Annotated in this window: 19 protein-coding genes, 19 tRNA genes and 1 riboswitch; all 38 genes read left to right on the top strand. The window is 43.4% G+C overall.

Annotated features, from left to right (window positions below; all coding sequences use genetic code 11):
• The first annotated feature begins 44 nt into the window (after nucleotides 1-44).
• The 38 genes from ACYQ4S_RS01650 to ACYQ4S_RS01465 all read left to right on the top strand — a co-directional run bounded on the left by ACYQ4S_RS01650 (nucleotide 45) and on the right by ACYQ4S_RS01465 (nucleotide 24560).
• Nucleotides 45-117 (top strand) — tRNA-Lys (locus ACYQ4S_RS01650).
• 30 nt (nucleotides 118-147) lie between these two features.
• Nucleotides 148-229: transfer RNA gene (locus tag ACYQ4S_RS01645), tRNA-Leu, on the top strand.
• A gap of 9 nt (nucleotides 230-238) precedes the next feature.
• Nucleotides 239-311: transfer RNA gene (locus ACYQ4S_RS01640), tRNA-Thr, on the top strand.
• A gap of 17 nt (nucleotides 312-328) precedes the next feature.
• A tRNA-Gly gene (locus ACYQ4S_RS01635) sits at nucleotides 329-400 on the top strand.
• Between the two features lie 42 nt (nucleotides 401-442).
• Nucleotides 443-528, top strand: a tRNA-Leu gene (locus ACYQ4S_RS01630).
• A 14-nt stretch (nucleotides 529-542) separates the two neighbouring features.
• Nucleotides 543-616, top strand: a tRNA-Arg gene (locus ACYQ4S_RS01625).
• 10 nt (nucleotides 617-626) lie between these two features.
• Nucleotides 627-700: transfer RNA gene (locus ACYQ4S_RS01620), tRNA-Pro, on the top strand.
• Nucleotides 701-713: 13 nt separating this feature from the next.
• Nucleotides 714-787 (top strand) — tRNA-Met (locus ACYQ4S_RS01615).
• A 7-nt stretch (nucleotides 788-794) separates the two neighbouring features.
• Nucleotides 795-868, top strand: a tRNA-Ile gene (locus tag ACYQ4S_RS01610).
• Between the two features lie 89 nt (nucleotides 869-957).
• A tRNA-Met gene (locus ACYQ4S_RS01605) sits at nucleotides 958-1030 on the top strand.
• Between the two features lie 96 nt (nucleotides 1031-1126).
• Nucleotides 1127-1199: transfer RNA gene (locus tag ACYQ4S_RS01600), tRNA-Asp, on the top strand.
• 5 nt (nucleotides 1200-1204) lie between these two features.
• A tRNA-Gly gene (locus tag ACYQ4S_RS01595) sits at nucleotides 1205-1275 on the top strand.
• 31 nt (nucleotides 1276-1306) lie between these two features.
• Nucleotides 1307-1381 (top strand) — tRNA-Ile (locus ACYQ4S_RS01590).
• Between the two features lie 23 nt (nucleotides 1382-1404).
• Nucleotides 1405-1493, top strand: a tRNA-Ser gene (locus ACYQ4S_RS01585).
• 15 nt (nucleotides 1494-1508) lie between these two features.
• Nucleotides 1509-1580, top strand: a tRNA-Glu gene (locus ACYQ4S_RS01580).
• 26 nt (nucleotides 1581-1606) lie between these two features.
• Nucleotides 1607-1696 (top strand) — tRNA-Ser (locus ACYQ4S_RS01575).
• 128 nt (nucleotides 1697-1824) lie between these two features.
• Nucleotides 1825-1897 (top strand) — tRNA-Asp (locus ACYQ4S_RS01570).
• Nucleotides 1898-1905: 8 nt separating this feature from the next.
• Nucleotides 1906-1978: transfer RNA gene (locus ACYQ4S_RS01565), tRNA-Phe, on the top strand.
• Between the two features lie 18 nt (nucleotides 1979-1996).
• Nucleotides 1997-2067, top strand: a tRNA-Gly gene (locus ACYQ4S_RS01560).
• Nucleotides 2068-2717: 650 nt separating this feature from the next.
• Nucleotides 2718-2800, top strand: a riboswitch (SMK box riboswitch).
• Entirely contained in the window at nucleotides 2798-3979 is a 1182-nt protein-coding gene (gene metK / locus ACYQ4S_RS01555) for a methionine adenosyltransferase (RefSeq protein ID WP_346023761.1), read from the top strand. (Overlaps the previous riboswitch by 3 nt.)
• Nucleotides 3980-4287: 308 nt before the next feature.
• On the top strand, nucleotides 4288-5202 hold the full coding sequence (locus ACYQ4S_RS01550) for a helix-turn-helix domain-containing protein (protein WP_459768918.1): 915 nt from the start codon (nucleotides 4288-4290) through the stop codon (nucleotides 5200-5202).
• Between the two features lie 60 nt (nucleotides 5203-5262).
• Nucleotides 5263-5850, top strand: a complete 588-nt coding sequence (pgsA, locus tag ACYQ4S_RS01545) for a CDP-diacylglycerol--glycerol-3-phosphate 3-phosphatidyltransferase (RefSeq protein WP_459768916.1) — start codon at nucleotides 5263-5265, stop codon at nucleotides 5848-5850.
• Between the two features lie 135 nt (nucleotides 5851-5985).
• A complete protein-coding gene (locus tag ACYQ4S_RS01540) occupies nucleotides 5986-7266 on the top strand; it encodes a competence/damage-inducible protein A (protein WP_459768914.1) in 1281 nt (426 codons plus the stop codon).
• A 120-nt stretch (nucleotides 7267-7386) separates the two neighbouring features.
• Nucleotides 7387-8433, top strand: a complete 1047-nt coding sequence (gene recA / locus ACYQ4S_RS01535; RefSeq protein WP_091267217.1) for a recombinase RecA — start codon at nucleotides 7387-7389, stop codon at nucleotides 8431-8433.
• A gap of 233 nt (nucleotides 8434-8666) precedes the next feature.
• Complete coding sequence (gene rny, locus ACYQ4S_RS01530; RefSeq protein ID WP_459768912.1) at nucleotides 8667-10229, top strand: ribonuclease Y; 1563 nt, start codon at nucleotides 8667-8669, stop codon at nucleotides 10227-10229.
• 134 nt (nucleotides 10230-10363) lie between these two features.
• The gene (locus ACYQ4S_RS01525; protein WP_346023766.1) at nucleotides 10364-11167 is read left to right on the top strand and encodes a TIGR00282 family metallophosphoesterase; all 804 of its coding nucleotides are present in this window, start codon (nucleotides 10364-10366) and stop codon (nucleotides 11165-11167) included.
• Between the two features lie 36 nt (nucleotides 11168-11203).
• Nucleotides 11204-13804 carry a DNA mismatch repair protein MutS gene (gene mutS, locus ACYQ4S_RS01520; protein WP_459768910.1) on the top strand — a complete coding sequence of 867 codons (2601 nt, stop codon included), beginning with the start codon at nucleotides 11204-11206 and terminating at the stop codon, nucleotides 13802-13804.
• A gap of 16 nt (nucleotides 13805-13820) precedes the next feature.
• Nucleotides 13821-15734: a DNA mismatch repair endonuclease MutL gene (gene mutL / locus ACYQ4S_RS01515; protein ID WP_346023768.1), complete on the top strand. Its 1914-nt coding sequence runs from the start codon at nucleotides 13821-13823 to the stop codon at nucleotides 15732-15734.
• A gap of 17 nt (nucleotides 15735-15751) precedes the next feature.
• On the top strand, nucleotides 15752-16180 hold the full coding sequence (gene msrB, locus ACYQ4S_RS01510) for a peptide-methionine (R)-S-oxide reductase MsrB (protein WP_346023769.1): 429 nt from the start codon (nucleotides 15752-15754) through the stop codon (nucleotides 16178-16180).
• A 103-nt stretch (nucleotides 16181-16283) separates the two neighbouring features.
• Entirely contained in the window at nucleotides 16284-16898 is a 615-nt protein-coding gene (gene ruvA, locus ACYQ4S_RS01505) for a Holliday junction branch migration protein RuvA (protein ID WP_459768907.1), read from the top strand.
• Between the two features lie 23 nt (nucleotides 16899-16921).
• Complete coding sequence (gene ruvB / locus ACYQ4S_RS01500) at nucleotides 16922-17935, top strand: Holliday junction branch migration DNA helicase RuvB (protein WP_459768906.1); 1014 nt, start codon at nucleotides 16922-16924, stop codon at nucleotides 17933-17935.
• A 20-nt stretch (nucleotides 17936-17955) separates the two neighbouring features.
• Nucleotides 17956-18996: a tRNA preQ1(34) S-adenosylmethionine ribosyltransferase-isomerase QueA gene (queA, locus tag ACYQ4S_RS01495; protein ID WP_459768904.1), complete on the top strand. Its 1041-nt coding sequence runs from the start codon at nucleotides 17956-17958 to the stop codon at nucleotides 18994-18996.
• Between the two features lie 17 nt (nucleotides 18997-19013).
• Nucleotides 19014-20159 carry a tRNA guanosine(34) transglycosylase Tgt gene (tgt, locus tag ACYQ4S_RS01490; RefSeq protein WP_459768902.1) on the top strand — a complete coding sequence of 382 codons (1146 nt, stop codon included), beginning with the start codon at nucleotides 19014-19016 and terminating at the stop codon, nucleotides 20157-20159.
• Nucleotides 20160-20288: 129 nt separating this feature from the next.
• Nucleotides 20289-20621, top strand: a complete 333-nt coding sequence (gene yajC / locus ACYQ4S_RS01485; RefSeq protein WP_346023773.1) for a preprotein translocase subunit YajC — start codon at nucleotides 20289-20291, stop codon at nucleotides 20619-20621.
• A gap of 50 nt (nucleotides 20622-20671) precedes the next feature.
• Complete coding sequence (locus ACYQ4S_RS01480; RefSeq protein ID WP_459768900.1) at nucleotides 20672-20950, top strand: post-transcriptional regulator; 279 nt, start codon at nucleotides 20672-20674, stop codon at nucleotides 20948-20950.
• A 150-nt stretch (nucleotides 20951-21100) separates the two neighbouring features.
• Complete coding sequence (gene dinB / locus ACYQ4S_RS01475) at nucleotides 21101-22255, top strand: DNA polymerase IV (protein WP_459768898.1); 1155 nt, start codon at nucleotides 21101-21103, stop codon at nucleotides 22253-22255.
• Nucleotides 22245-23549, top strand: coding sequence for a DRTGG domain-containing protein (locus ACYQ4S_RS01470; RefSeq protein ID WP_346023776.1), 1305 nt, complete (start codon nucleotides 22245-22247; stop codon nucleotides 23547-23549). The genes dinB and ACYQ4S_RS01470 overlap by 11 nt, the downstream gene beginning before the upstream one ends.
• Nucleotides 23550-23582: 33 nt before the next feature.
• On the top strand, nucleotides 23583-24560 hold the full coding sequence (locus ACYQ4S_RS01465) for a DHH family phosphoesterase (RefSeq protein WP_342706588.1): 978 nt from the start codon (nucleotides 23583-23585) through the stop codon (nucleotides 24558-24560).
• Nucleotides 24561-24608: the final 48 nt, after the last annotated feature.

Raw genomic sequence — 24608 nt, 5'->3', positions numbered from 1 at the left:
GCAGAGGGTCAGCGGTTCGAGCCCGTTAACCTCCATAGATCCATGAGCCGTTAGCTCAGTTGGTAGAGCAACTGACTTTTAATCAGTGGGTCACAGGTTCGAATCCTGTACGGCTCATATATAAGAGCAATCTTATATATACCACATGCGGATGTGGCGGAATTGGCAGACGCACTAGATTTAGGATCTAGCGCTTCACGGCGTGGGGGTTCAAGTCCCTCCATCCGCATAACATTGAGCCGGCTTAGCTCAGTTGGTAGAGCAACTGATTTGTAATCAGTGGGTCGAGGGTTCAAATCCTTTAGCCGGCATTTTTGTTTTATTACCAGCGGAAGTAGTTCAGTGGTAGAACATCACCTTGCCAAGGTGGGGGTCGCGGGTTCGAATCCCGTCTTCCGCTTAAACCGATTCCAATTGTCCTTATATACGATTTATGTTTCCGGCCGGGGTGGCGGAATTGGTAGACGCACAGGACTTAAAATCCTGCGGAGAGTTTTCTCCGTGCCGGTTCGACTCCGGCCCTCGGCATTGGATCTTATAAAGCACCCTTAGCTCAATTGGATAGAGTACCTGACTACGAATCAGGCGGTTAGAGGTTCGACTCCTCTAGGGTGCACTTTTACATTCGGGAAGTAGCTCAGCTTGGTAGAGCACTTGGTTTGGGACCAAGGGGTCGCAGGTTCGAATCCTGTCTTCCCGATTAGTATTAAAATGGCGGTGTAGCTCAGCTGGCTAGAGCGTACGGTTCATACCCGTGAGGTCGGGGGTTCGATCCCCTCCGCCGCTATGGAAGCGGACCTTTAGCTCAGTTGGTTAGAGCAAACGGCTCATAACCGTTCGGTCGCAGGTTCGAGTCCTGCAAGGTCCATTGCCATGGCTGTTGACGCTTCAGCGATTACAGCCATGGGGCACTCAAGCGTCCGCTTGCAGTGTAACCTTAAATGGTTTTTATATTATCGCGGAGTAGAGCAGTTGGCAGCTCGTCGGGCTCATAACCCGGAGGTCGCAGGTTCGAGTCCTGCCTCCGCAATTGTCATGGCTGTTGAAGCTTTAGCGATTACAGACATGATACACTTGGACGTCAGTCCACAGTGTGACGACCTCATAGAGGTTGAATAAATCGTAAGGTCCCGTAGTGTAGCGGTTATCACGCCTGCCTGTCACGCAGGAGATCGCGGGTTCGATTCCCGTCGGGACCGTTTTAGCGGGTGTAGTTTAGTGGTAAAACCCCAGCCTTCCAAGCTGATGTCGGGAGTTCGATTCTCCTCACCCGCTTTGTATTATTGAAATACAGCCTATTTATTTGGGGCCTATAGCTCAGTCCGGTTAGAGCGCACGCCTGATAAGCGTGAGGTCGGTGGTTCGAGTCCACTTAGGCCCATTATATCAATTTTTAATTGGTATGGGGAAGTACTCAAGTGGCTGAAGAGGCGCCCCTGCTAAGGGTGTAGGTCGGTTTTCCCGGCGCGAGGGTTCAAATCCCTCCTTCTCCGTTTTTTAATTTTATAGGCCCCTTGGTCAAGCGGTTAAGACACCGCCCTTTCACGGCGGTAACACGGGTTCGAATCCCGTAGGGGTCATAGTAATTAAATAGTATTACTTTAATGGAGGATTACCCAAGTCCGGCTGAAGGGAACGGTCTTGAAAACCGTCAGGTGTGTAAAAGCACGCGTGGGTTCGAATCCCACATCCTCCTTTACCATATCTGTTGATGCTTCAGTGATTACAGACATGGTACACTTGGACACCAGTCCACAGTGTATCTTATTGAAACATTGTTGCTTCTTGAGAAGTTTACAAGTATAAACTTTTCGAATATTTACAGGTCCCGTAGTGTAGCGGTTATCACGCCTGCCTGTCACGCAGGAGATCGCGGGTTCGATTCCCGTCGGGACCGCTTTTACAGGCGCTGTAGCTCAGTTGGTAGAGCAACGGATTGAAGCTCCGTGTGTCGGCAGTTCGACTCTGTCCAGCGCCATATACCTATGATAATGATGCGGGTGTAGTTTAGTGGTAAAACCCCAGCCTTCCAAGCTGATGTCGGGAGTTCGATTCTCCTCACCCGCTTTATGTCAAAAACGTAAAAAAGGAACCTCATCCAGTGGGGTTCCTTTTTTTGGTATTTTTAATGTAAGTTAATGAGAACATCACGAATAGGATGATTAGAAATAGAATAAGTCGTGCGGAAATAAAAAGAGTCTGACTGTAAAATGCAAAAGCGTTCATAATGACGACCAGTAAAAACAATTTAATTACATTGTACACTGTAATTAAATTATAGCTGTAAAATTGAGGCTTCAACCCCAACAGTAAAGCAGTCGAGGATAATAATATAAGTGAGAAGAGCGAATAAATGTAAGAAAAATAAGTTAAGGACACCAGCAGCAAGATAAGTGTAGTCCATTTAGAAACCCTGGCTGATTGGCTATTCTTTTCAAATCTTTTCAAGCTATACAAATATGTAAGAAGCATTACAAGAGAAAGTATGGTTATCTGTTCGTATATTATAGAATAGGATAGGCCAATAACAGGTGAAAGCAGGTAAAGAATCACTTCAATGTTTTTCGTTTTGTTCAAAGTGGACATGGAGTCAACCCCTTTTTTAAATTCTTATTAATCATATCATATTCTTTTATTTGATGTGGGGTTATATTAATGCATATGTCTATTCTAAAAACTGCAGCGTGTATTTATTTCTAATTTGTGGTAAAATGGTTAAGGTTTACAATGAATTCCCGATAGGACGGCCACAACCGGTCGGAAGCCTTGTAACCGAACAAATTAGGGGGAATATTTAATGGAAAAAAGATTATTTACTTCAGAATCTGTAACGGAAGGTCACCCGGATAAAATTGCTGATCAAATCAGTGATGCTATTTTAGATGCAATCCTTTCTAAAGATCCGGAAGCTAGAGTTGCATGTGAGACATTAGTTACGACAGGACTCGTTCTGATAGCAGGAGAAATACGCACAGAAACTTATGTCGATATGCAGAAAATTGCACGTGATACTATTAGAGACATAGGCTATACCCGTGCAAAATACGGATTTGACGCAGATACATGTGCAGTAGTGGTGTCGATTGATGATCAGTCACCAGATATTGCAGTAGGTGTAGACGACTCGATTGAGTACAAGTCAGAAGCTCAGGATAAACTGGATAAAATAGGTGCAGGTGACCAGGGTCTGATGTTTGGCTATGCAACTAAAGAAACGCCAGAGCTTATGCCATTGCCTATCTCGCTTAGTCATAAACTAACGCGCCAGCTTGCTAAAGTCAGGAAGAATAAAAGCTTGGATTATTTAAGACCTGACGGAAAAGCTCAGGTAACTGTAGAGTATGATGAAAATGATAATCCTAGACGAATAGATGCTGTTGTCATCAGTACTCAGCATAGACCGGATATCACAGCAGATCTGTTAGAAAAAGATATTATGGAGAAAGTAATCACTCAGGTCATTCCTTCCAAATGGTTGGATAATGACACGAAATACTATATCAATCCGACAGGGCGCTTCGTAGTGGGGGGACCACAAGGAGATGCAGGATTGACAGGAAGAAAAATTATCGTCGACACATATGGCGGATATGCTCGTCATGGTGGAGGAGCATTCTCCGGCAAAGATGGAACAAAGGTAGACCGCTCAGCCAGTTATGTAGCCAGATACATTGCTAAAAACATAGTAGCAGCGGATTTGGCAGATAAAGTAGAAGTTCAGCTAGCCTATGCTATTGGTGTTTCACAGCCTGTATCGATTTCTATCGATACGTTTGGAACTGGGAAAATATCAAATGAGCGATTAATCAATGCTGTAAGAGAACTCTTTGATCTTAGACCAGCTGGAATCATTAAAATGCTGGATCTTAAACGACCTATATTCAAACAGACAGCTGCTTATGGGCACTTCGGTAGAACTGATGTTGATCTCTCATGGGAAAAAACTGATAAAGCTGATGAATTACGCAAATTAATGTAAATAACCAGGCACAAAATCTTTGATACGATTTTGTGCCTGGTTATTTGAATGTATAACATTCCTTTTGTTGTATGTATATACATTATCTCAGCTGACATACACAATAGCTGTAATAAATTCTTAAAAAGTTAAAAATTGATTCTTGATTAGAGGGTTTATTCACTATACGAGTATAGTCACTTATGGTATACTTTTAAAGATGGATGGAATATAACACATTCTTTTCCTGCATTGTATCATGACAACTTTAAACGAAATGACTTTTAAATCATATAAATAAATGAAATACTCTAGGCAGGTGAAACAGTTTGAACGAAATAGGAGAGAAATTAAAAGAAGCTCGTCAAGCTAAAGGGTACACGCTGGATGATCTGCAGCAGATTACGAAGATACAAAAACGCTATCTGATTGCTGTTGAAGAAGGCAACCTTGATGTATTACCAGGCAATTTTTATGCGCGTGCTTTTATTAAACAATACGCAGATTCAGTTGGATTAAATGGAGAAGAACTGATCAATAATCATATGGACAGTATTCCTCAAGTAAGTGAAACGACATACTCGAAAAGTGTTCAGAACACCCAGACACGTTCTAAGACTAAACGGACCGGGTTTATGGCCACGGTACAGGATAGTCTTCCTACAATACTCATCGTACTGCTCGTGATCGCAATTATCTTTGCAATATATTTAGCTGTAACCAGTGGCGCTGGAAATGGTGACAGTGATTCCTTTATCCAGGGTGATGAGGGCGCTGGTGTTGTTGAAGTCGACAACAATGACGATGCGGAAGAAGAAGATACCGAAGAAGATCTGGAGGAAGATTCTCAAGACACCGGTGACGATGAGTCGGGCAATGATGAAGAGGATACTGAAGAAGAAAATGGTGAGGACAGTGAAGAGCAGTCCATTGAAGAAATAGATGGAACGGCCTCAACTACGACTTATGAAATATCAGGCACTCATCCGGATAACCAGACGCTTAGTTTGTCTGCTGATGGAGCAGCCTCATGGGTAAGAATAACTATAGATGGATCACCGGTCGAAGAGGGTATGATCAATAGCGGAGAAACACTTGAAGTATCATTTGATGGAACTGCAGCCGAGGTTGCGATAGTTATAGGAAATGCACCTGCAACTTCAATTGAACTGAATGGTGAATCCTTACCTTTTGCCGAAGCAGCAACAGCTGTAAGACAGGAAATGTTCATCACATTTAATTAATCATAGAAAGATAAAAGACCAGTCTTTCGTCAGTCTGGTCTTTTTCATCAGGAGGAAACAATGAATCTACCTAATAAAATCAGCTTGTTCAGAATTTTTCTGATTCCTATATTTATCGTACTGGTCCTTGCTCCTCTAAATTTAGGCACGCTGACTGTGTTTGGTTCAGATATCGATATTCAGCTGCTTGTGGCAGCGATTTTGTTTTCAGTTGCGAGTTTTACAGACTGGCTGGATGGTTATTTAGCTAGAAAAATGAACATCGTATCAAATTTTGGTAAATTCGCTGATCCTCTGGCAGATAAGATGCTGGTCATGTCGGCGCTGATCCTTCTTGTTGAACTTGGCATGGCTCCTTCATGGGTAGTGGCAGTTATCGTATCCAGAGAATTAGCTGTCACAGGACTAAGACTGATTCTCGTGGAACAGGGCGGAACAGTCATGGCAGCTGCTTGGCCCGGGAAAATAAAAACAAACACTCAAATGTTCGCAATTATTTTTCTTTTGATCAATGATTTTCCTTTTGGTGGATTAAATGTTTCTATAGGAACAATCCTTCTCTATGTCTGTCTCTTCTTTACGATATATTCAGGAGTCAATTATTTTTACGAGGCAAGAGATGTGTTCTCAGGTACTTTTTCAGAATAATAATGAATAATGAAAGACATGCAGGTTTGATTCTGTATGTCTTTTTAATTCTTTTTGACATGGTTTATTTTTTCATGTGTTAAAATATTAGTGATAAATAGAATGAAAGGTAAATATTATATATAGGAGGCCATTATGAAAGCAGAAATTATTTCAATAGGAACGGAACTGCTGCTTGGGCATGTAGTCAATACCAATTCTGCATTCCTGTCAAGAGAACTGGCTGCTTTAGGAGTCGAAGTGTACCATCATGTAACAGTAGGAGATAACCCTGAAAGACTGGTTGATGCAATTAAGCAAGCTGAACAAAGAGTTGATCTGATTGTATTATCTGGTGGTCTGGGGCCTACAGAAGATGATATTACGAAAAAAACTCTAGCCAATTATTTGGATGTCGATCTTATTCTTCACGAAGAGACTGAAAACAAGATCATAACCTATCATAAAAATTCTGATTTTAATATGCCTGAAAACAATCAGCTCCAGGCTCTGATTTTTGCAGATTCGAGACCGCTGACTAATGACACAGGGTTGGCAGTAGGCATGATGCTGACCCAGAACAATCGCCATTATGCCCTCCTACCGGGGCCACCTGACGAACTGGAGCCGATGGTTGAAAATTATCTGAAAGAAGAGATAGTCAAGCACATCCTCGATGAACAGGTGCTCGTTTCCAGAGTGATGCGGTTTTTCGGACTGACAGAAGCACAACTGGCAGAAAAAATTCAGGATATCGTAGTAAATCAGTCTAATCCCACAGTTGCTGTTTATGCAAATGACGGAGAAATAACTGTCAGAATTACAGCAAAAGCTGAAAATGAGGAACAGGGAAATGAAGCCATAGACGAGATAGAAAAGGATATAATGGAGATATTGTCCGATTACTTCTTTGGATATGGTGACAAGCGGCTGGCCGATGTCATAAAAGATATGCTGAACGAGCGAAGCTTGACTATAACAGCAGCAGAAAGTCTGACTGGAGGTGCTTTCCTCAGTGATCTGACAAGTGATTTGTCTGCTGGTTCTATTTTGGAAGGGGGATTAGTAACTTACAGTGCTGATAAAAAGAATAAAGTTCTTAAAGTCACTAAAGAAACAATCAACAAATTTGGAGTAGTCAGCCCGGAATGTGCGATAGAAATGGCTGAAAAATCCAAAGCTATGTTCGATGCTGATATCGGGGTCGGTCTGACTGGTGTGGCTGGCCCAAGTTCACTTGAAGATCAGATACCAGGTTCAGTCTATATTGGGATTGCGTTTAAAGACAAACAGTCGTTTTCAAAGCATTTCCATTTTGGATACAAACGGAATAGGAACAGGCGACTGGCTGTTCAAAATGCCCTGGAACTCGTTAGACGGGTCCTTAAAGACATACCCATAGAGAAGACTATTTTTTATAGCGAAGATAAAAAATAAACCGAATGAATGTTCGAAAAAAGCTTGATTTTTCTGATGCATCAGTCTAAAATAGACATAGAGATTAGATAGTTATTTTATATTTAAGAAGACAAGTGAACGGATACAGGAGGAAATTAAATGGCGGATGATCGCGCAAAAGCATTAGAAACAGCAATGAAGAAAATTGAAAAAAGTTATGGTAAAGGGTCAATTATGAAAATGGGTGAAAAAGTGGACACTCAGGTCAAGACTGTACCGAGTGGCTCACTTTCACTGGATGTTGCATTAGGTATAGGAGGATACCCTAGAGGACGTATTATTGAAGTCTACGGTCCTGAAAGTTCCGGTAAAACAACCGTAGCCCTGCACGCGATAGCTTCAGTACAGGCCAACGGCGGAATTGCTGCCTTTATCGATGCGGAGCACGCACTTGATCCTAAGTATGCAAGAGCACTTGGAGTGGACATTGATGAACTGCTTTTATCTCAGCCGGACACGGGTGAACAGGCACTTGAAATTGCGGATGCTTTAGTTTCAAGTGGTGCGGTTGATATGGTAGTCATCGACTCTGTTGCTGCGCTGGTCCCAAGAGCTGAGATCGATGGAGAAATGGGAGACTCACACATTGGACTTCAAGCACGACTGATGTCCCAGGCTCTTCGTAAATTATCCGGATCGATCAACAAGACGAAGACTATTGCTCTATTCATCAACCAGATTCGTGAAAAAGTCGGGGTCATGTTTGGTAATCCTGAAACAACGCCTGGAGGACGTGCCTTGAAATTCTATTCTTCTGTGAGACTGGAAGTTAGAAGAGGAGAATCAATTAAATCCGGACAGGACATGACTGGAAACCGTACTAAAATCAAGATTGTCAAAAACAAAGTTGCTCCACCATTCAAAGTGGCTATGGTCGACATTATGTATGGCGAAGGAATCTCACAAGTCGGAGAAATCGTAGATATGGGATCAGACGCAGATATTATTACTAAAGCAGGCGCATGGTACTCATATGGTGATGAAAGAATCGGTCAAGGAAGAGAAAACGCAAAACAGTATCTGGTCGACCATCCTGAGATGCGTGCAGAACTTGAGAAGAAAGTTCGTACTGCTTATGGCATCGGTGACGAAGAAGATACAGAAATCATTGAAAGTGCGGATCCTGAAACACTCGATCTAGATTAATCTGACTCAGCATCCTCTTAATAGGAGGGTGTTGTTTTTTTATTTTCACTGTGTCAGCTCCCTTAAATGCTAGTTGACAGAAGATGTAAAGACCTATAAAATTAAACTAGTATGTTTCTATTTTATAAAAAATGAAGCAGAACTAATTGTGTACAATAACCTTTATAGGATGTTTTAATCGATATCTGATTATTTTATACATGAAAACAAAATATTGATACGGAGGTGATTAGATGGACATACTTTTAACAGCCTTCGCTATCATCGTTGCTTTGATTATTGGTGTAGTTGTAGGATCTTATTTTACAAAACAGAGTTTTGAGAAAAGATTAGCTAATTCTAAACAAACAGCTGAAGACATTGTTGAAGACGCAAATAAAGAAGCTGAAACTTTGAAAAAAGAAGCGTTGCTGGAGGCAAAGGAAGAAATCCATTCTTATCGAACAGAGGCAGAGTGGGAGCTGAAGGAACGTCGATCTGAAGTATCTCGCCAGGAAAATCGACTAGCTCAAAGAGAAGATAACCTAGGGCGAAAAGAAAGTACTTTGGAAAAAAGGGAAAGTTCACTGCAGAGCAGAGAGGATAAACTTTCTGCACGTCAGAAAAAAGTTGAAGAGCTGGAACAGGCAGCTAAAGACCTGCTTGAGGAACAGCAGAACAAACTTCATACGATTGCAGCTTTGTCAGAAGAAGAAGCCAAATCTATTATACTGAAACAGACGGAAGACGACTTGTCTCGTGAAATGGCTATCATGGTCAAACAGTATGAGGATAAAGCTAAAGTGGAAGCAGACAGAAAAGCCAAAGCGTTAGTCACACAAGCTATCCAGCGCTGTGCAGCTTATCGCGTGACAGAATCAACTGTAAGTGTGGTCAGTCTGCCAAATGATGACATGAAAGGCCGCATCATTGGCCGCGAGGGTCGTAACATCAGAACGCTTGAGAGTCTGACAGGAATGGATCTGATTATTGATGATACGCCTGAAGCAGTCGTCTTAAGTGGATATGACCCAATCAGAAGAGAAACGGCTAAAATGGCACTTGAAAAACTGATTTCTGACGGACGTATTCATCCTGGTAGAATCGAAGAAGCTGTGGAGAAATCCCGTAAGGAAATGGACGAAAGAATCAGAGAAATCGGAGAAGAAGCCATGTTCGATCTAGGCATTCATTCAATTCATCCTGATCTGATGAAAATCGTCGGACGTCTGCATTTTAGAACAAGTTATGGTCAAAACGTGTTGAACCATTCTATTGAAGTTGCGAAACTTGCTGGGGTTATGGCCGCTGAACTAGGTGAAGACATTCAGCTGGCTAAACGTGCCGGGCTTCTCCATGATATTGGAAAAGCACTCGACAGTGAAGTAGAGGGATCGCATGTGGAAATCGGAGCTCAAATCGCGATGAAGTATCAGGAAAATGATACGGTAATAAATGCGATTGCTTCCCACCATGGAGATGTCGAAGCTACTTCTGTCATCTCAGTCTTAGTCGAAGCGGCAGATGCTATATCTGCGGCAAGACCTGGAGCAAGAAGTGAGTCCCTGGAGCATTACCTGCAGAGACTTGAAAACCTTGAACGCATTTCAAACAGCCATAAGGGTGTTAAAGAAAGTTTCGCGATTCAGGCTGGACGTGAAGTGCGTATTATCGTTAAGCCGGATGAGCTTGATGACAGCATGACGTCTAAACTTGCCAGAGATGTACGTAAACAAATAGAAGATGACATGGACTATCCCGGACACATCAAAGTAACGGTTATACGCGAAACAAGAGCAGTAGAATACGCTAAATAACAAACAGGTCAATCATGCAGACATCTTGTCTGTATGATTGGCTTTTTTATATCCATTATGTAGTATGAATGATTTTGATTTTTGGAGTATAAAGCTGTTAAAATAGAGAGAGCGATTAGAAAAGAGGTCTGAGTATGAAAGTAATATTTATAGGAGATATTGTAGGGTCACTTGGTGTAGATATGGTCAGAGAGTGGCTTCCACGGTTAAAAGAAAAGTATAAACCTCAGGCAACGATAGCTAATGGTGAGAACGCAGCTTGGGGACGGGGGATCACTGAAAGAGATTATAAAAAGCTTCTACAAGCAGGGGTCGATTTAGTCACTATGGGAAACCACACTTGGGATCAGAGAGAGATTTTTGACTTTATTGACAATGAAAAAAAGCTGATTCGTCCAGCTAATTATCCTGATAATGATGTAACCCCAGGCAAGGGACTGGCATATATTAAAATCAACCAGCAGACATTGGCAGTGATCAATCTTCACGGTCGAACGTTCATGGCTGATTTAGAAGATCCATTTCGGGTCGGACGGGCACTTGTTGAAGATGCACGAAAAATCACCCCTCATATCCTTATCGATTTCCATGCAGAAGCAACTAGCGAAAAGGAAGCAATGGGCTGGTTCATGGATGGAGAGGTCTCTGCCGTTCTTGGCACACATACCCATGTGCAGACCAATGATTCGAGAATCTTAGCGAAAGGAACCGCCTATCAGACCGACGTAGGCATGACAGGCTTCTATGATGGTATTTTGGGGATGAAAAAAGACTCTATTCTTCATAAATTTACTACTCAGATGCCTAACCAGTTTGAAGTGCCGGAAACGGGTCGGACGCGATTGAATGGCTGTTATCTGGAGATAGATAATACCAGCGGGAAAGCTGTTGATATCAAGCCTATTCGTATTGACGAAGATAACCCGTTCTTCGGTTAACCAATTGAACAATAGACATTAGAAAGAGTGAGCATAATGCCCCAGAAAACTAAGCATACTCCCATGATGGAGCAGTACTTATCAATAAAAAAACAGTATCCATATGCCTTTCTGTTTTATCGTCTAGGAGATTTCTATGAATTGTTCTTTGATGATGCGGTAAAGGTTGCCCGGCTGCTTGAGCTGACCTTGACAAGTAGAAATAAGAATGCGGAAGAGCAGATTCCCATGTGTGGAGTGCCTCATCACTCTGCCAAGGGATATATTGATACCTTAATAGAAATGGGATACAAAGTGGCAATATGCGAACAGGTGGAGGACCCGAAACAGGCCAAGGGAATGGTCAAAAGGGAGGTTGTCCAAGTTGTCACGCCAGGTACGGTCATGCAATCCAAGACAGTCGAGGCAAAAGAAAACAATTATATAGCAGCTATGGCGTCTCTGCAGCCGCACATCGGTCTGTCCTACGCTGATCTGACTACTGGTGAAATCAAAGTGACTGAAGTGGAGACCCTTCAGGAAGCAGTGAACGAACTGGTATCGATCCAATGTAAGGAAGTGATCATTGAACCGGGAGAATTTCTGGACCTGCAGGAAACGCTCGCTCAGCACTACAATATGTCTGTCTCGCATCCTTCTTCAGATGATCATCAGCATCCATTATCCAGTCTGACTGAATCGGTCCAGGACCGCTCGCTTATCAGAGTCATTGATCTGCTGCTGGCTTACTTGTCAGAAACACAAATGAGGAGTCTGGACCACCTTCAGGAAGTTCAGTTTTATGAAACAAGAAACTTTCTGCTGTATGGACAGGATGCCAGAAGAAATCTGGAGCTGACTACATCCTTGAGAGACGGATCAAAAAAGGGTACCTTGCTTTGGCTGCTGGATGAGACCCAGACAGCTATGGGAGGACGCATGCTGAGATCCTGGCTTGAAAAACCACTGATAAGGAAGAAGCAGATCGAGGAGCGGCTGGACAAAGTAGAAGGTCTGCTTAATCACTTTTTTGAGCGGAATGACCTGGTCGAGGTTCTGAAGAACATCTATGATCTGGAGAGATTGGCAGGAAGAGTAGCCTTTGGGACGGTCAATGCCAGAGACCTGATCCAACTCAAGCAGTCTTTAGATCAGATTCCTCACGTGACAGATATCGTTGACAGGCTCAACACAAAAAAGATCTGGGATAGTTATTTAAGTCAGCTGGATCCGATTGATGACGTGCGAGATCTTATCGAGCAGGCTATCGACGAAGACCCACCCATCTCAGTTACTGATGGAGAGATAATCAGAAGAGGCTACCATGAACAGCTGGACAAATATAAGGAAGCCATGACTAACGGCAGACGCTGGATGGCAGAACTCGAACAGAAAGAAAGAGAAGCTACTGGCATAAAGAATCTGAAAATAGGATTCAACAAAGTGTTCGGGTATTACATCGAAGTGTCTAAAGGCAATGTAAGCAAACTGGAAGAAGGGCGTTATGAAAGAAAACAGACCCTGGCAAATGCTGAAAGATACAGCACACCTGAACTCAAAGAAAAAGAAGCACTGATTCTTGAAGCGGAAGAAAAGTCAAAAAATCTCGAGTATGACTTGTTTGTGGATGTCCGTCAGATGGTCAAAGAAGAGATCAACAGATTGCAGAAGCTGGCTCGTGCTGTTGCAGAAATTGATGTGCTTCAAAGTTTCGCTTCGGTCAGTGAAGAATACAACTACGTGAGACCACAGTTCTCAGTTGATAGCCAGGATATCCATATCAGGAACGGCAGACATCCTGTAGTAGAAAAAGTTATGGGAGAACAGTCTTATGTGCCAAATGACGTGGATCTTACTAAGGAGACATCCATACTTCTGATTACTGGACCGAATATGTCAGGTAAAAGCACGTTTATGAGACAACTGGCACTCAGCGTCATTATGGCTCAGATGGGCTGCTTTGTACCCGCAGAAAGTGCCGCTCTCCCCGTATTTGACCGACTGTTTACTCGGATAGGGGCGATGGATGATTTGATCGGTGGACAAAGCACCTTCATGGTCGAAATGAACGAAACGAATCAGGCTCTCCAGCACGCTACAGAGAACAGTCTGCTTCTGTTCGATGAGATTGGCCTGGGGACAGCCACCTATGATGGCATGGCACTTGCGGAAGCGATTATTGAGTATGTCCACGATAAAATAAGAGCAAAAACATTGTTTTCAACCCATTATCATGAGCTGACTGTCCTTGAAGAAAGACTTGAAGGATTAAAAAATGTCCATGTTGGTGCGGTTGAAGAAGAGGGCAACCTTGTCTTTCTTCACAAAATGATGGAAGGCCCGGCGGATAAAAGTTATGGGGTGCAGGTGGCCAGATTAGCCGGTCTTCCGGACGCGCTCCTTGACCGGGCTGGACATATTCTGTCTGATCTGGAACAGAAGGAGGACCATCTGTTCGAAGATAAAGAGGAACAACCCGTTACTGTGAATGAAGACAGTCTGAGGATGCAGGAGCAGCTGAATCTCTTTGATGATCTGACGACTAATGAAAAAGATGTGATTGCAGCGTTGCAGAAAGTAAATGTACTCAACACGACCCCGATCGAAGCATTGCAGCTATTAAGTCAGCTGCAGGACAAAATGAAGACAGATGAGTGAAAGGCTGAGTGATCAAATGACTCCAAAAATCCAAATCATGTCGCCCACCCTGGCCAATCAGATAGCAGCGGGTGAAGTGATCGAACGTCCAGCTTCAGTGGTGAAGGAACTGGTGGAAAATGCCATCGATGCAGGCAGTTCGAAAATCGAAGTGTTTGTCGAAGAAGCCGGGTTGAACCGAATACAAGTAATTGACAACGGTGAGGGGATAGCTTCTGAAGAAGTGCTTTCTGCATTTGAGCGCCATGCAACGAGCAAGCTGATTTCCAATGACGACTTGTTCCGAATCAGGACCCTAGGTTTCAGAGGAGAGGCTCTTCCAAGTATCGCCTCTGTATCCAAAGTTACTGTAGAAACAGCACAAAGCAATCAACCCGGCAGGCGACTGGTTCTGGTAGGGGGAGAAGTGGTTGAAGATTCTGCAGCCAAGTCAAGACAAGGGCTGGCAGTCACTGTAGATGAACTCTTTTATAATACACCGGCCCGTCTGAAATACGTAAGGACGTTGAAAACGGAGCTGTCGCATATTACTGATGCGATCAACCGATTTGCCCTTGCGCACCCTGAAATTTCTTTTAAGCTTGTGTCGGACGGTTCCGTCATGATTAGGACCTCAGGAAACAAAGAGCAGATTCAGGCAATTGCCGGGGTATATGGCGTTGATGCTGCCCGTAAAATGAAGCATATCAGTCAAGAGACATTTGATTTCAACCTGGACGGATTCATTTCTCTTCCTGAGGTGACAAGAGCAAGCAACAATTACATTACCCTAATTGTGAATGGGCGTGTGATAAAAAATTATGCCTTGAATAAAGCCATTGTTGAAGGTTACGGATCGACATTGATGGTTGGACGTTACCCTGTTGCGGTAATCAGAATCACGATGGATCCATTACTGCTGGATGTGAACGTGCATCCGACTAAACAGCAGGTCCGCATTAGTAATGAACGGGAACTCGGACAGCTGATCAGCCAGACAATTAAAGAACGTTTGAGTCAGGAGAACAGGATCCCTAATGCGCTAGAAAATGTGTATAAGCCGCAGAGTAGAAAGCAGACAGACAAGATGGTCAAGCCCGAACAGACACGTTTTCAGTTCGACCAGAGAGTCTCTGATAGCTATTCAACTCACTCTTCAGAACGTGTTCTGGAGGATGATCAGCGTTTTACTATGAGAGAAGAAGTAGGACTAAACAAGGCTGAAAACTGGAATGAAGAAGTAGAAGACTCTAAGTTGAAAGAGGACAGTCAGCCAGGAAGTACAACTGGCCTCGAAAATCATGAAGAATCGATTGTGAGAACGGCTATGAAAATCGATTCTATCAACCAGACACACTCCCCATTTCCTGAACTTGAGTATATTGGACAGATGCACGGGACCTATTTATTTGCTCAAAATGAAAAAGGGTTGTATATTATAGACCAGCACGCTGCTCAGGAAAGAATCAAGTATGAGTACTATAAGGCGACGATTTCTGAACATGGTACGGACCTGCAGGAACTGCTGGTGCCGCTTGTTCTTGACTATCCTACCGATGAAGCACTCGTCATCAGAGAGAATATAGATAAACTGCAGGAAGCATCCATTCATCTGGAAGATTTTGGTCAGAACAGCTTCGTTTTAAGGAACCATCCCAATTGGATGATTGCCGGACAGGTGGAAGAAACGGTCAAGGAAATGATCGATTTTTTCTTAGCACATAAAAGCTTGACTGTTGCCAAATTCAGGGAAGCAACGGCCATCATGATGAGCTGCAAGCGGTCGATCAAGGCTAATCACTACCTTTCGCCACAGGAAGGAATGCAGCTGCTGGAAGATTTGAAACACACTCAGAATCCGTATAATTGTCCGCATGGCAGGCCGGTACTGGTCAGCTTCACGACAAATGACATGGAAAAGATGTTCAAACGGATTCAGGACCCTCACTAAAGAAAGGAAGGCGTCACATGGATAAAAAAGAACTGAAAAAGAAACTGACACCGATCCAGTATGAAGTCACGCAGAATAATGCAACGGAACGGCCGGGAACTGGTGAATATGATCAGTTTTTCGAAGACGGTATTTTCGTCGATGTTGTCAGTGGTGAACCGCTGTTTTCTTCAAATGATAAATATGATGCAGGCTGCGGCTGGCCATCATTTACTAAACCGATAAAGAAACGTACAGTTAAAGAGAAAAGAGATTCGACTTTTGGTATGGAACGAACAGAAGTCAGAAGCAGTGAAGCTGACTCGCACCTTGGACATGTCTTTACAGATGGACCACAGAATAAAGGCGGGTTGAGATACTGCATCAATTCGGCTGCCATGCGCTTTGTGCCAGTGGACAAGCTTGAGGAAGAAGGATACGGCGAGTATCTGGCGGAATTCAATTAAACTAACTGATAGACTGAAACACCTGTTCCTAACTTGACTTAATGGACAGGTGTTTTTGTGTTATAATAGTGAAGATTAACTAACGGTAAGTGAGGGTAATGATATGTTTGAATATATAAAAGGGACCGTCGCACACCTTTATCCTGGGTATATTGTGATCGACAATCAGGGAATCGGATATAAGATTCTGATGGCGAATCCTTTCAGGTATACGGATCAGATGAGCCAGGAGATACTGATCTACGTCTATCAGGATGTTAAACAGGACAGTATGCAGCTTTTTGGATTCAAGACGATGCAGGAGAAGAATCTGTTTCTGAAACTGATCAATGTGTCAGGAATTGGACCGAAATCTGCTCTGGCCATTCTGGCTAATGATAATCACCAAGGTTTCGTTCAGGCAATTGAAGACAACAATGTCACATTTCTGACCAAGTTCCCTGGTGTGGGCAAAAAGACTGCTCAGCAGATCGTCCTCGATCTGAAAGGGAAACTGTCTGAATTTGAAGGAACAGATGGGAACGGCCTTGAAGGACAACAGGCCTTTGACATGCCTGAAGGATCGAACCAGTCCTTTGAAGAAGCTATCGAGGCGTTATTGGCGCTGGGCTACACGAAGAAAGACGTAGCGAGAGTAAGAAAACAGTTTGATGATCAGAAGAAGCTAAGTACGGATGCTTACATACGAGAAGCTTTATCTTATCTGATGAAAAAGTAGGCCAGTTAATAAAGGAGAACGTTATGGAAGACAATCAACATCTGACATCTGAACAGGTGATGGACTCGAAGGAACAGTCTTTGGAACATACGCTCAGACCACAAAGTCTGGCTAATTACCTCGGTCAGGAAAAAATAAAGAAAGAACTGTCGATTTACATCGAAGCAGCCAAAAACAGGGAAGAAGCACTGGATCATGTTCTTCTCTATGGCCCCCCAGGACTCGGAAAGACCACCATGGCCATGGTGATTGCCAATGAAATGGGAGCAGAAATCAGGACAACCAGCGGCCCGGCAATTGAAAAGCCAGGTGATCTGGTGGCCCTGCTGAATGATCTGGAGCCAGGAGGGATCTTATTTATCGATGAGATTCACCGGATGCCGAGGATTGCAGAGGAAATGCTGTATTCCGCAATGGAAGACTTCTACGTCGATATCATTATCGGCCAGGGAGAAACGGCTCATCCCGTCCATTTTCCCCTTCCTCCTTTCACATTGATCGGTGCAACGACTCGGGCCGGATCCCTGTCGGCACCTCTGAGAGACCGGTTCGGTATTCTGGCACATATGGAATACTATACCAAGGAAGAGCTGGAAAAAATTGTGCTTAGATCGGCATCTGTACTGCAGACGGATATCGTGGAAGACGGGGCGCTGGAAATTGCCAGAAGGTCCAGAGGCACGCCTAGAATTGCCAATCGTCTGCTCAAGCGAGTAAGAGATTATGCACAAGTCAGAGGAGAAGGCATCGTCGATAAGGAGAATGCTGCTTCAGCTTTAGATCTGCTGAGTGTAGATCATAAGGGGCTGGACAGCGTCGATCACAAACTGCTCAAGACCATGATCACTCTTTATAACGGAGGACCAGTAGGGCTGAATACTTTATCGGCCAATATCGGAGAAGAAATGATGACGATAGAAGATATGGTTGAACCTTTTCTGCTTAAAGAAGGCTTTATTCAAAGGACGTCTCGTGGAAGAATGGCTACTCAGAAGGCGTACGACCATTTCGACCTGATGCATCTGATGAAGAAGTAAATCATAAAAGGAGAACACGCATGACATTAACTACAAATGATTTTGATTTTGAATTACCCGAAGAACTGATTGCGCAGACACCATTAAAAAACCGATCATCCTCTAAAATGATGGTACTGACCAAGGAAACAGAAACTATTGAAGACAGACAGTTTGAAAGTATAATAGATGAATTGAATCCTGGTGACGCGCTTGTAATGAATAATACACGGGTTCTTCCGGCCAGACTATACGGAGAAAAAGAAGACACAAAAGCTCACATGGAAGTGCTTCTTCTTAAGAACCTTGAAGGAGATAAGTGGGAAACCTTGATGAAGCCGGCTAAAAAAGCTAAGCCGGGAACAGTCATTACGTTTGGAGATGGACGTCTGAAAGCGACTGTTATCGAATCTCTGGAACATGGGGGACGAATCGTAGAATTTTCTTATGAAGGGATTTTCCTTGAGACTTTGGAGTCGCTGGGTGAAATGCCTCTACCGCCTTATATCAAAGAACGTCTTGATGACAGCGAACGTTATCAGACCGTTTACGCGAAAGAAAATGGATCAGCTGCTGCACCGACAGCAGGGCTGCATTTCACGGAGGAAATCCTTGAGAAGATACAGGAAAAAGAAGTCAAACTCGTTTTCCTGACGCTTCATGTGGGTTTAGGCACGTTCCGTCCAGTGAGTGTAGATAATATCGAAGAACATAAGATGCATGAAGAATTCTATCAGCTGTCAGAAGAATCAGCAGACACATTGAACAGAACAAGAGAAGAAGGCGGGCGTATCATAGCCATCGGCACAACGTCAATCCGTACACTGGAAACAATCGGCCAGGCATTTGATGGGAGATTCCAGGCAGCCAGCGGATGGACGGATATTTTTATCGCTCCCGGCTACCAGTTTAAAGCAGTCGACGGATTCCTGACTAACTTCCATCTGCCGAAGTCGACGCTGATCATGCTGGTCAGTGCATTTCTCGGAAGAGACTTCGTATTAGAAGCGTATAATCATGCTGTCCAGGAGAGATACCGTTTCTTCAGTTTTGGAGATGCGATGTTTGTTAAAAAGAGATAAAAGAGTAGGAGCTAGTTATGAGTAATCATCCAGTCACATATACATTAGAAAAAAAAGATAAACACACAGGAGCCCGCCTGGGTAAAATCACGACACCTCACGGAACTTTTGAAACACCTATGTTCATGCCTGTAGGGACACTGGCAACCGTTAAGACTATTGCTCCTGAAGAGCTTGAAGAAATGGGAGCAGGCATCATCTTGAGCAATACGTATCACCTCTGGTTGAGACCAGGAGAAGATCTAATTGCTGAAGCGGGAGGTCTGCACGCTTTCATGAACTGGGACAATGGGATACTGACCGATTCAGGTGGATTCCAGGTCTTTTCACTTTCAGATATGAGGAGAATTGAAGAAGAAGGCGTCCACTTCAAGAGTCATCTGGACGGATCTAAACTCTTCCTGTCTCCTGAAAAAGCCATCAATATCCAGAACAAGCTGGGACCGGATATTATGATGTCCTTCGACGAATGCCCCCCATTTGATGAAAGCTATGATTACGTCAAAAAATCGGTCGAGCGAACCTCCAGATGGGCAGAAAGAGGACTGGAAGCGCACCAGAATACTGATAGTCAAGGGTTGTTTGGAATTGTTCAGGGCGCTGGATTTGAAGATCTGCGTAAACAGTCAGCTAAAGATCTGACTAGTATGGACTTTGCCGGTTACTCGATAGGTGGGCTATCTGTCGGTGAACCTAAAGAAGATATGTATCGGGTGCTCGATTTCACTACACCGCTCTTACCTGAAGACAAGCCTCGCTATCTTATGGGGGTGGGGACACCTGATGCATTGATTGAAGGAGTTATGCGTGGAGTTGACATGTTTGACTGTGTGCTTCCGACCCGTATTGCACGTAACGGGACGACAATGACCAGCAAGGGACGTGTCGTAATCAAGAATGCCATTTATGCAAGAGATTTCAGACCTCTGGATGAAAAATGCGGATGCTACACGTGCCGGAACTATACCCGAGCATACTTGAGACATCTTCTTAAATCAGATGAAACTTTCGGTCTGAGACTGACGAGTTATCACAACCTCTATTTCCTGCTGGACCTGATGAAGAAAGTCAGACAGGCAATCAGGGAAGACAACCTGCTTGAGTTCAAGGAGCAGTTTTTCGAGGAGTACGGATACAATAAACCGAATGCTAAAAACTTTTAGAAGTTTTTAATGAGACTAGTATTTTTCTCTGAAATTTGCTAAGGTATGTAGTGAAACATTAATATCGTTCTCTTTGAAAACGAGATAATCAGGAAAATAAAACAGGAAATTAGACGGAGGAATGACTACATGGAATTACTTTTTGGAATGCTGCCCTTTTTAGTACTGATGGGTATCATGTACCTGCTGATGATCAGACCACAGCAGAAACGCGCAAAAGAAACGCAGAACATGCTCGGCTCATTAGGAAAAGGTGATTCGATCGTCACGATCGGCGGCCTGCACGGCATTGTAGATGAAGTAAATGAAACAAACAACACCGTAATAATCGACTGTGAAGGGATATATCTAACCTTCGAACGTCGCGCAGTTGCACGTATCGTTACAAAAGCATCCGCAGCTGGGACCCAGTCTGAAGAGCTGGGAACAAACACACCCGAAAAAACAGCAGACAGCGAATAGGACTGAAGAAGTAATTATACCCCTTTCGAATGAGTAAAGGAGGTAATCTCTTGAACTTTATTATAGATGATGATGATTATGAGGTTTGGCTGAAAAAAAAGTTGATCGAATTCCGTCAGAACGGCTATGATGAGATTAGTTTGGAAGACTTGTGGGAGTACTGCACCGCATATAAGTGGAAGCATTACAGACCATCAAGGTATTATCAGATAGTAGATGATATCTTGACAATCACATTGAATGACTATTTCAATTACGCTTCGCTGAAAGCTCAAGTGTATAACGTCTCTTCACTGGATGACATGGAGCTTGATGATCTATTAGGATAAATTTGGATAAAACAAGTAGGATGGTCGGTTCATTCTGCTTGTTTTATTTTTTTACACCATAGAATGTCATAATAGAGTTGATTTTAAAGTCGTCTGACCCTTTTATTTCTAGTATAATAACGTAAAAGATGGAGGTGTTTTGAAGGCGCTATGAGATACGGACTACTGCTTTTTGACGAACCCAAACGGGATACGTCCAGAAAAATAATTCATATCGATATGGATGCCTTCTATGCTTCAGTTGAGGTGAGAGAAAATCCTTCTCTAGCGGGTAAGCCAGTTATCATAGCCCGGCACCCCAAGGAAACGGGTGGGCGCGGTGTGGTTGCTACAGCAAGTTATGAAGCCCGGACTTACGGCATCCATTCAGCTATGAGCGCTCAGAAGGCATACGAGTTATGCCCAGAAGGTGTATTCGTAAGTCCAAATTTTGAGCTTTACCGGGAAACTTCAAAGCAGATGCATGACATTTTCAGACGGTATACGGATAAAATCCAACCTCTCTCTCTCGATGAGGCCTATCTGGATGTCAGTATAAACCATGTCGGACAGAAAAGTGCGACTATCATTGCACAGGCCATCAGGAGAGACATTGAAAAGGAACTGAGACTGACCTGTTCGGCAGGAGTGTCCTATAATAAATTTCTGGCTAAAATTGCGTCGGATTTCGATAAACCAAATGGCATTACAGTTATTCCACCTGATAAAGCACACGACTTTTTAATGGTGCTGCCAATTGAAAAATTTCACGGTGTGGGTGCCAAATCCGTTGAGAAAATGCATAGTCTGGACATATACATGGGAAAGGATCTATATAAAAATGAAGAGTTGGAGCTGGTCAGTCATTTTGGGAAAATGGGTCATTCACTTTATCGCAAGGTAAGAGGGATCGACGACAGTGAAGTGAAAAACGACAGGGAACCGAAATCGATTGGAAAAGAATCAACGTTCTCTGAAGATCTGAAGACTGAAAATGATGTGATCAAGGCCTTAAGAATCCTCTCACAGAAAGTCATGCATAACCTAAAAAGAAAACAGAAACACGGAAAAATCGTTGTGCTTAAAATAAGGTATGAAAATTTCGATACGATAACGCGTCGACGCTCCTTTCCAGATTATATCAAAGGAGAAGAAGAACTTTTCCAGATTGCTTTATCGATCTGGGAAGAAGAATCTGCAACCTTAGGAGTGAGGCTTCTGGGTATCACGGTTACCGGACTGGAGTCGGTTATCTTTGAAACGATCCCACTGCCGTTATGGGAAAAGAAAGTTAGCGAAAGGAAACCTGAAAGAGATGAAGACTAAACATGAACAGATTATCGACTTTATCGAGTCTCTGCCGGTAGGGGAGAAGCTCTCGGTAAGACTGATTGCCAAAGAACTTCAAGTCAGTGAGGGGACAGCTTACAGAGCTATAAAAGAAGCAGAGAACAACGGCCTGGTGTCTACGATTAAAAGAGTGGGGACGATCCGGATCGAGCCTAAAAATGGTGAGCATATCGAGAACCTGACCTACGATGAAATAGTGAAGGTGATTGATGGAGAGGTTCATGGGGGCGAAAAAGGGCTGAAAAAGACCCTGACGAAGTTCATCATCGGAGCGATGACCGAAGAAGCCATGTTGCGCTATGTTACTGAAGAATCACTGATGATTATCGGTAACAGAGAAGAAGCTCAGCAGCTCACTTTACAGAACGGTGCAGCGGTCCTTATAACTGGGGGCTTCAAGCCCAGTCAGACAGTGGTCGATCTTGCCAATCATAAGGAATTGCCTCTGATAAGCACATCTTATGATACTTTCACAGTGGGCACGATGATCAACAGAGCGATGACTGACCAGCTGATAAAAAAAGAAATCCTGCGCGTTCAGAATATCTTTACCCCGCTTGAACGGACGCAGTTTCTTAATAGAGAAGATACGGTATATACTTATAGAATGCTCAATCAGAAGAGCGGACATTCCAGATTTCCAGTTGTTCTGTCAGATGGTCGACTGGCGGGGATCGTGACGGCTAAGGATGTGGTAGGCCAGGAGGATACAGAACTGATTGAAAAAGTTATGACTAAGAATCCCGCTTCAGCAAGAAAGTACATGAGCGTAGCCTCAATTGCGCATACAATGATATGGGATGGCCTGGAAGTGATGCCTGTAGTCAGTGATGAACTTAAACTTGCTGGTGTCATTTCCCGTCAGGATATTATGAAAGCTATGCAGACTGTCCAGAAGCAGCCTCAGTCTGGGGATACCATATCTGATCAGATCAATCAGCTGATTACAGAAAAAGAAGACAACTTGTATTCCTTTTCTGTTACCCCGCAGACTACTGACAGCATGGGTACGATCTCATTTGGTGTGCTCAGCGAAGTGGTCACAGAGACAATTTATAATTATCTATCAAAATACAAGAAAAAGAATCTGGTTGTTGAACAGATGAATCTGCATTACTTCAACATGATCCAGTTAGGTAATGAACTGACGATCAAACCTTCTGTGATCGATGAAAATCGTCGCTCGGCTAGACTGGATGTTGAAATCTATTCGGAACATACATTAGCTGCAAAAGCGATTGTGGTGTGTCAGCTGATTCAGAAAAGATAACAAAAAAGCTAGAACTGAAAAGGAGAAATGCGTGTGTTGTTAGAAACAGTGAATAAAAAGGACAATATGATTAAGAAAGACCTTTGGGAGTATATTAAACAATGGGATACCATTATCATTCATAGGCATGTCAGACCTGATCCGGACGCTATCGGTTCCCAGTGTGGACTGAAAGAACTTATTCGAGCAACCTTTCCTGACAAGGATGTGTATGCAGTCGGTACGACGGTTGATGATCTCGAATATCTGGATAAAATGGATGAAGTGACAGAAGAAAAATATGAACAGGCTTTAGTCATTGTTACTGACACTGCAAATATCAAGCGCATAGACGGAGAGCATTATAAAATGGCGAAGCAGTGGATCAAAATCGATCACCATCCTCTTGATGATTCTTACGGGGAAATAGAATGGGTCAACACGGACGCGAGCAGCTGCTGTGAAATGATTGCCGATATGTGGCTGAGCTACCCGGATGAGATTAAGATGACCGCTAAAGCAGCCCGTCTTTTATATGCCGGAATTGTCGGGGATACGAACCGCTTTCTCTATGATGCGACATCACCCTTCACCATGCAGATTTCTGCTGAGTTGATGCGTTTTCCGTTTTCGCATACAGAAGTAAACGATAAAATGAATGTAATAAAGCCTCAAGCCGGCAAATTAATGGGCTATGCTCTCGATCAGTTTACAGTGTCAGAAGACGGGGTCGGACATATCATTCTTACAAAGACATTATTAAAGTCGCTTGGAATGGATGACAGCGAGACGCATCAAGTGGTTCCTATGCTGGGTAAAATCGAAGGCGTGAAAGTATGGGCAGTATTTGTCGAACAGTCAGACAGCGAATTCCGATGCAGACTGCGTTCGAAAGGACCTGTAATTAATGAGATTGCCCAGAAACATGGAGGCGGTGGACATCCTCTGGCCAGCGGCACGCATGCAAAAGACAAGGAAGAAATTGGACAGATTCTTAAAGAACTGACTGAACAGGTAAAAGCCTATAAATAAATGTCCGTCTGAGGACTGATAACTGATACACTTTCATATGTTATAATT

Source organism: Alkalibacterium sp. s-m-28, assembly GCF_054658175.1.
This window is presented reverse-complemented; position numbering and strand designations above follow the sequence as displayed.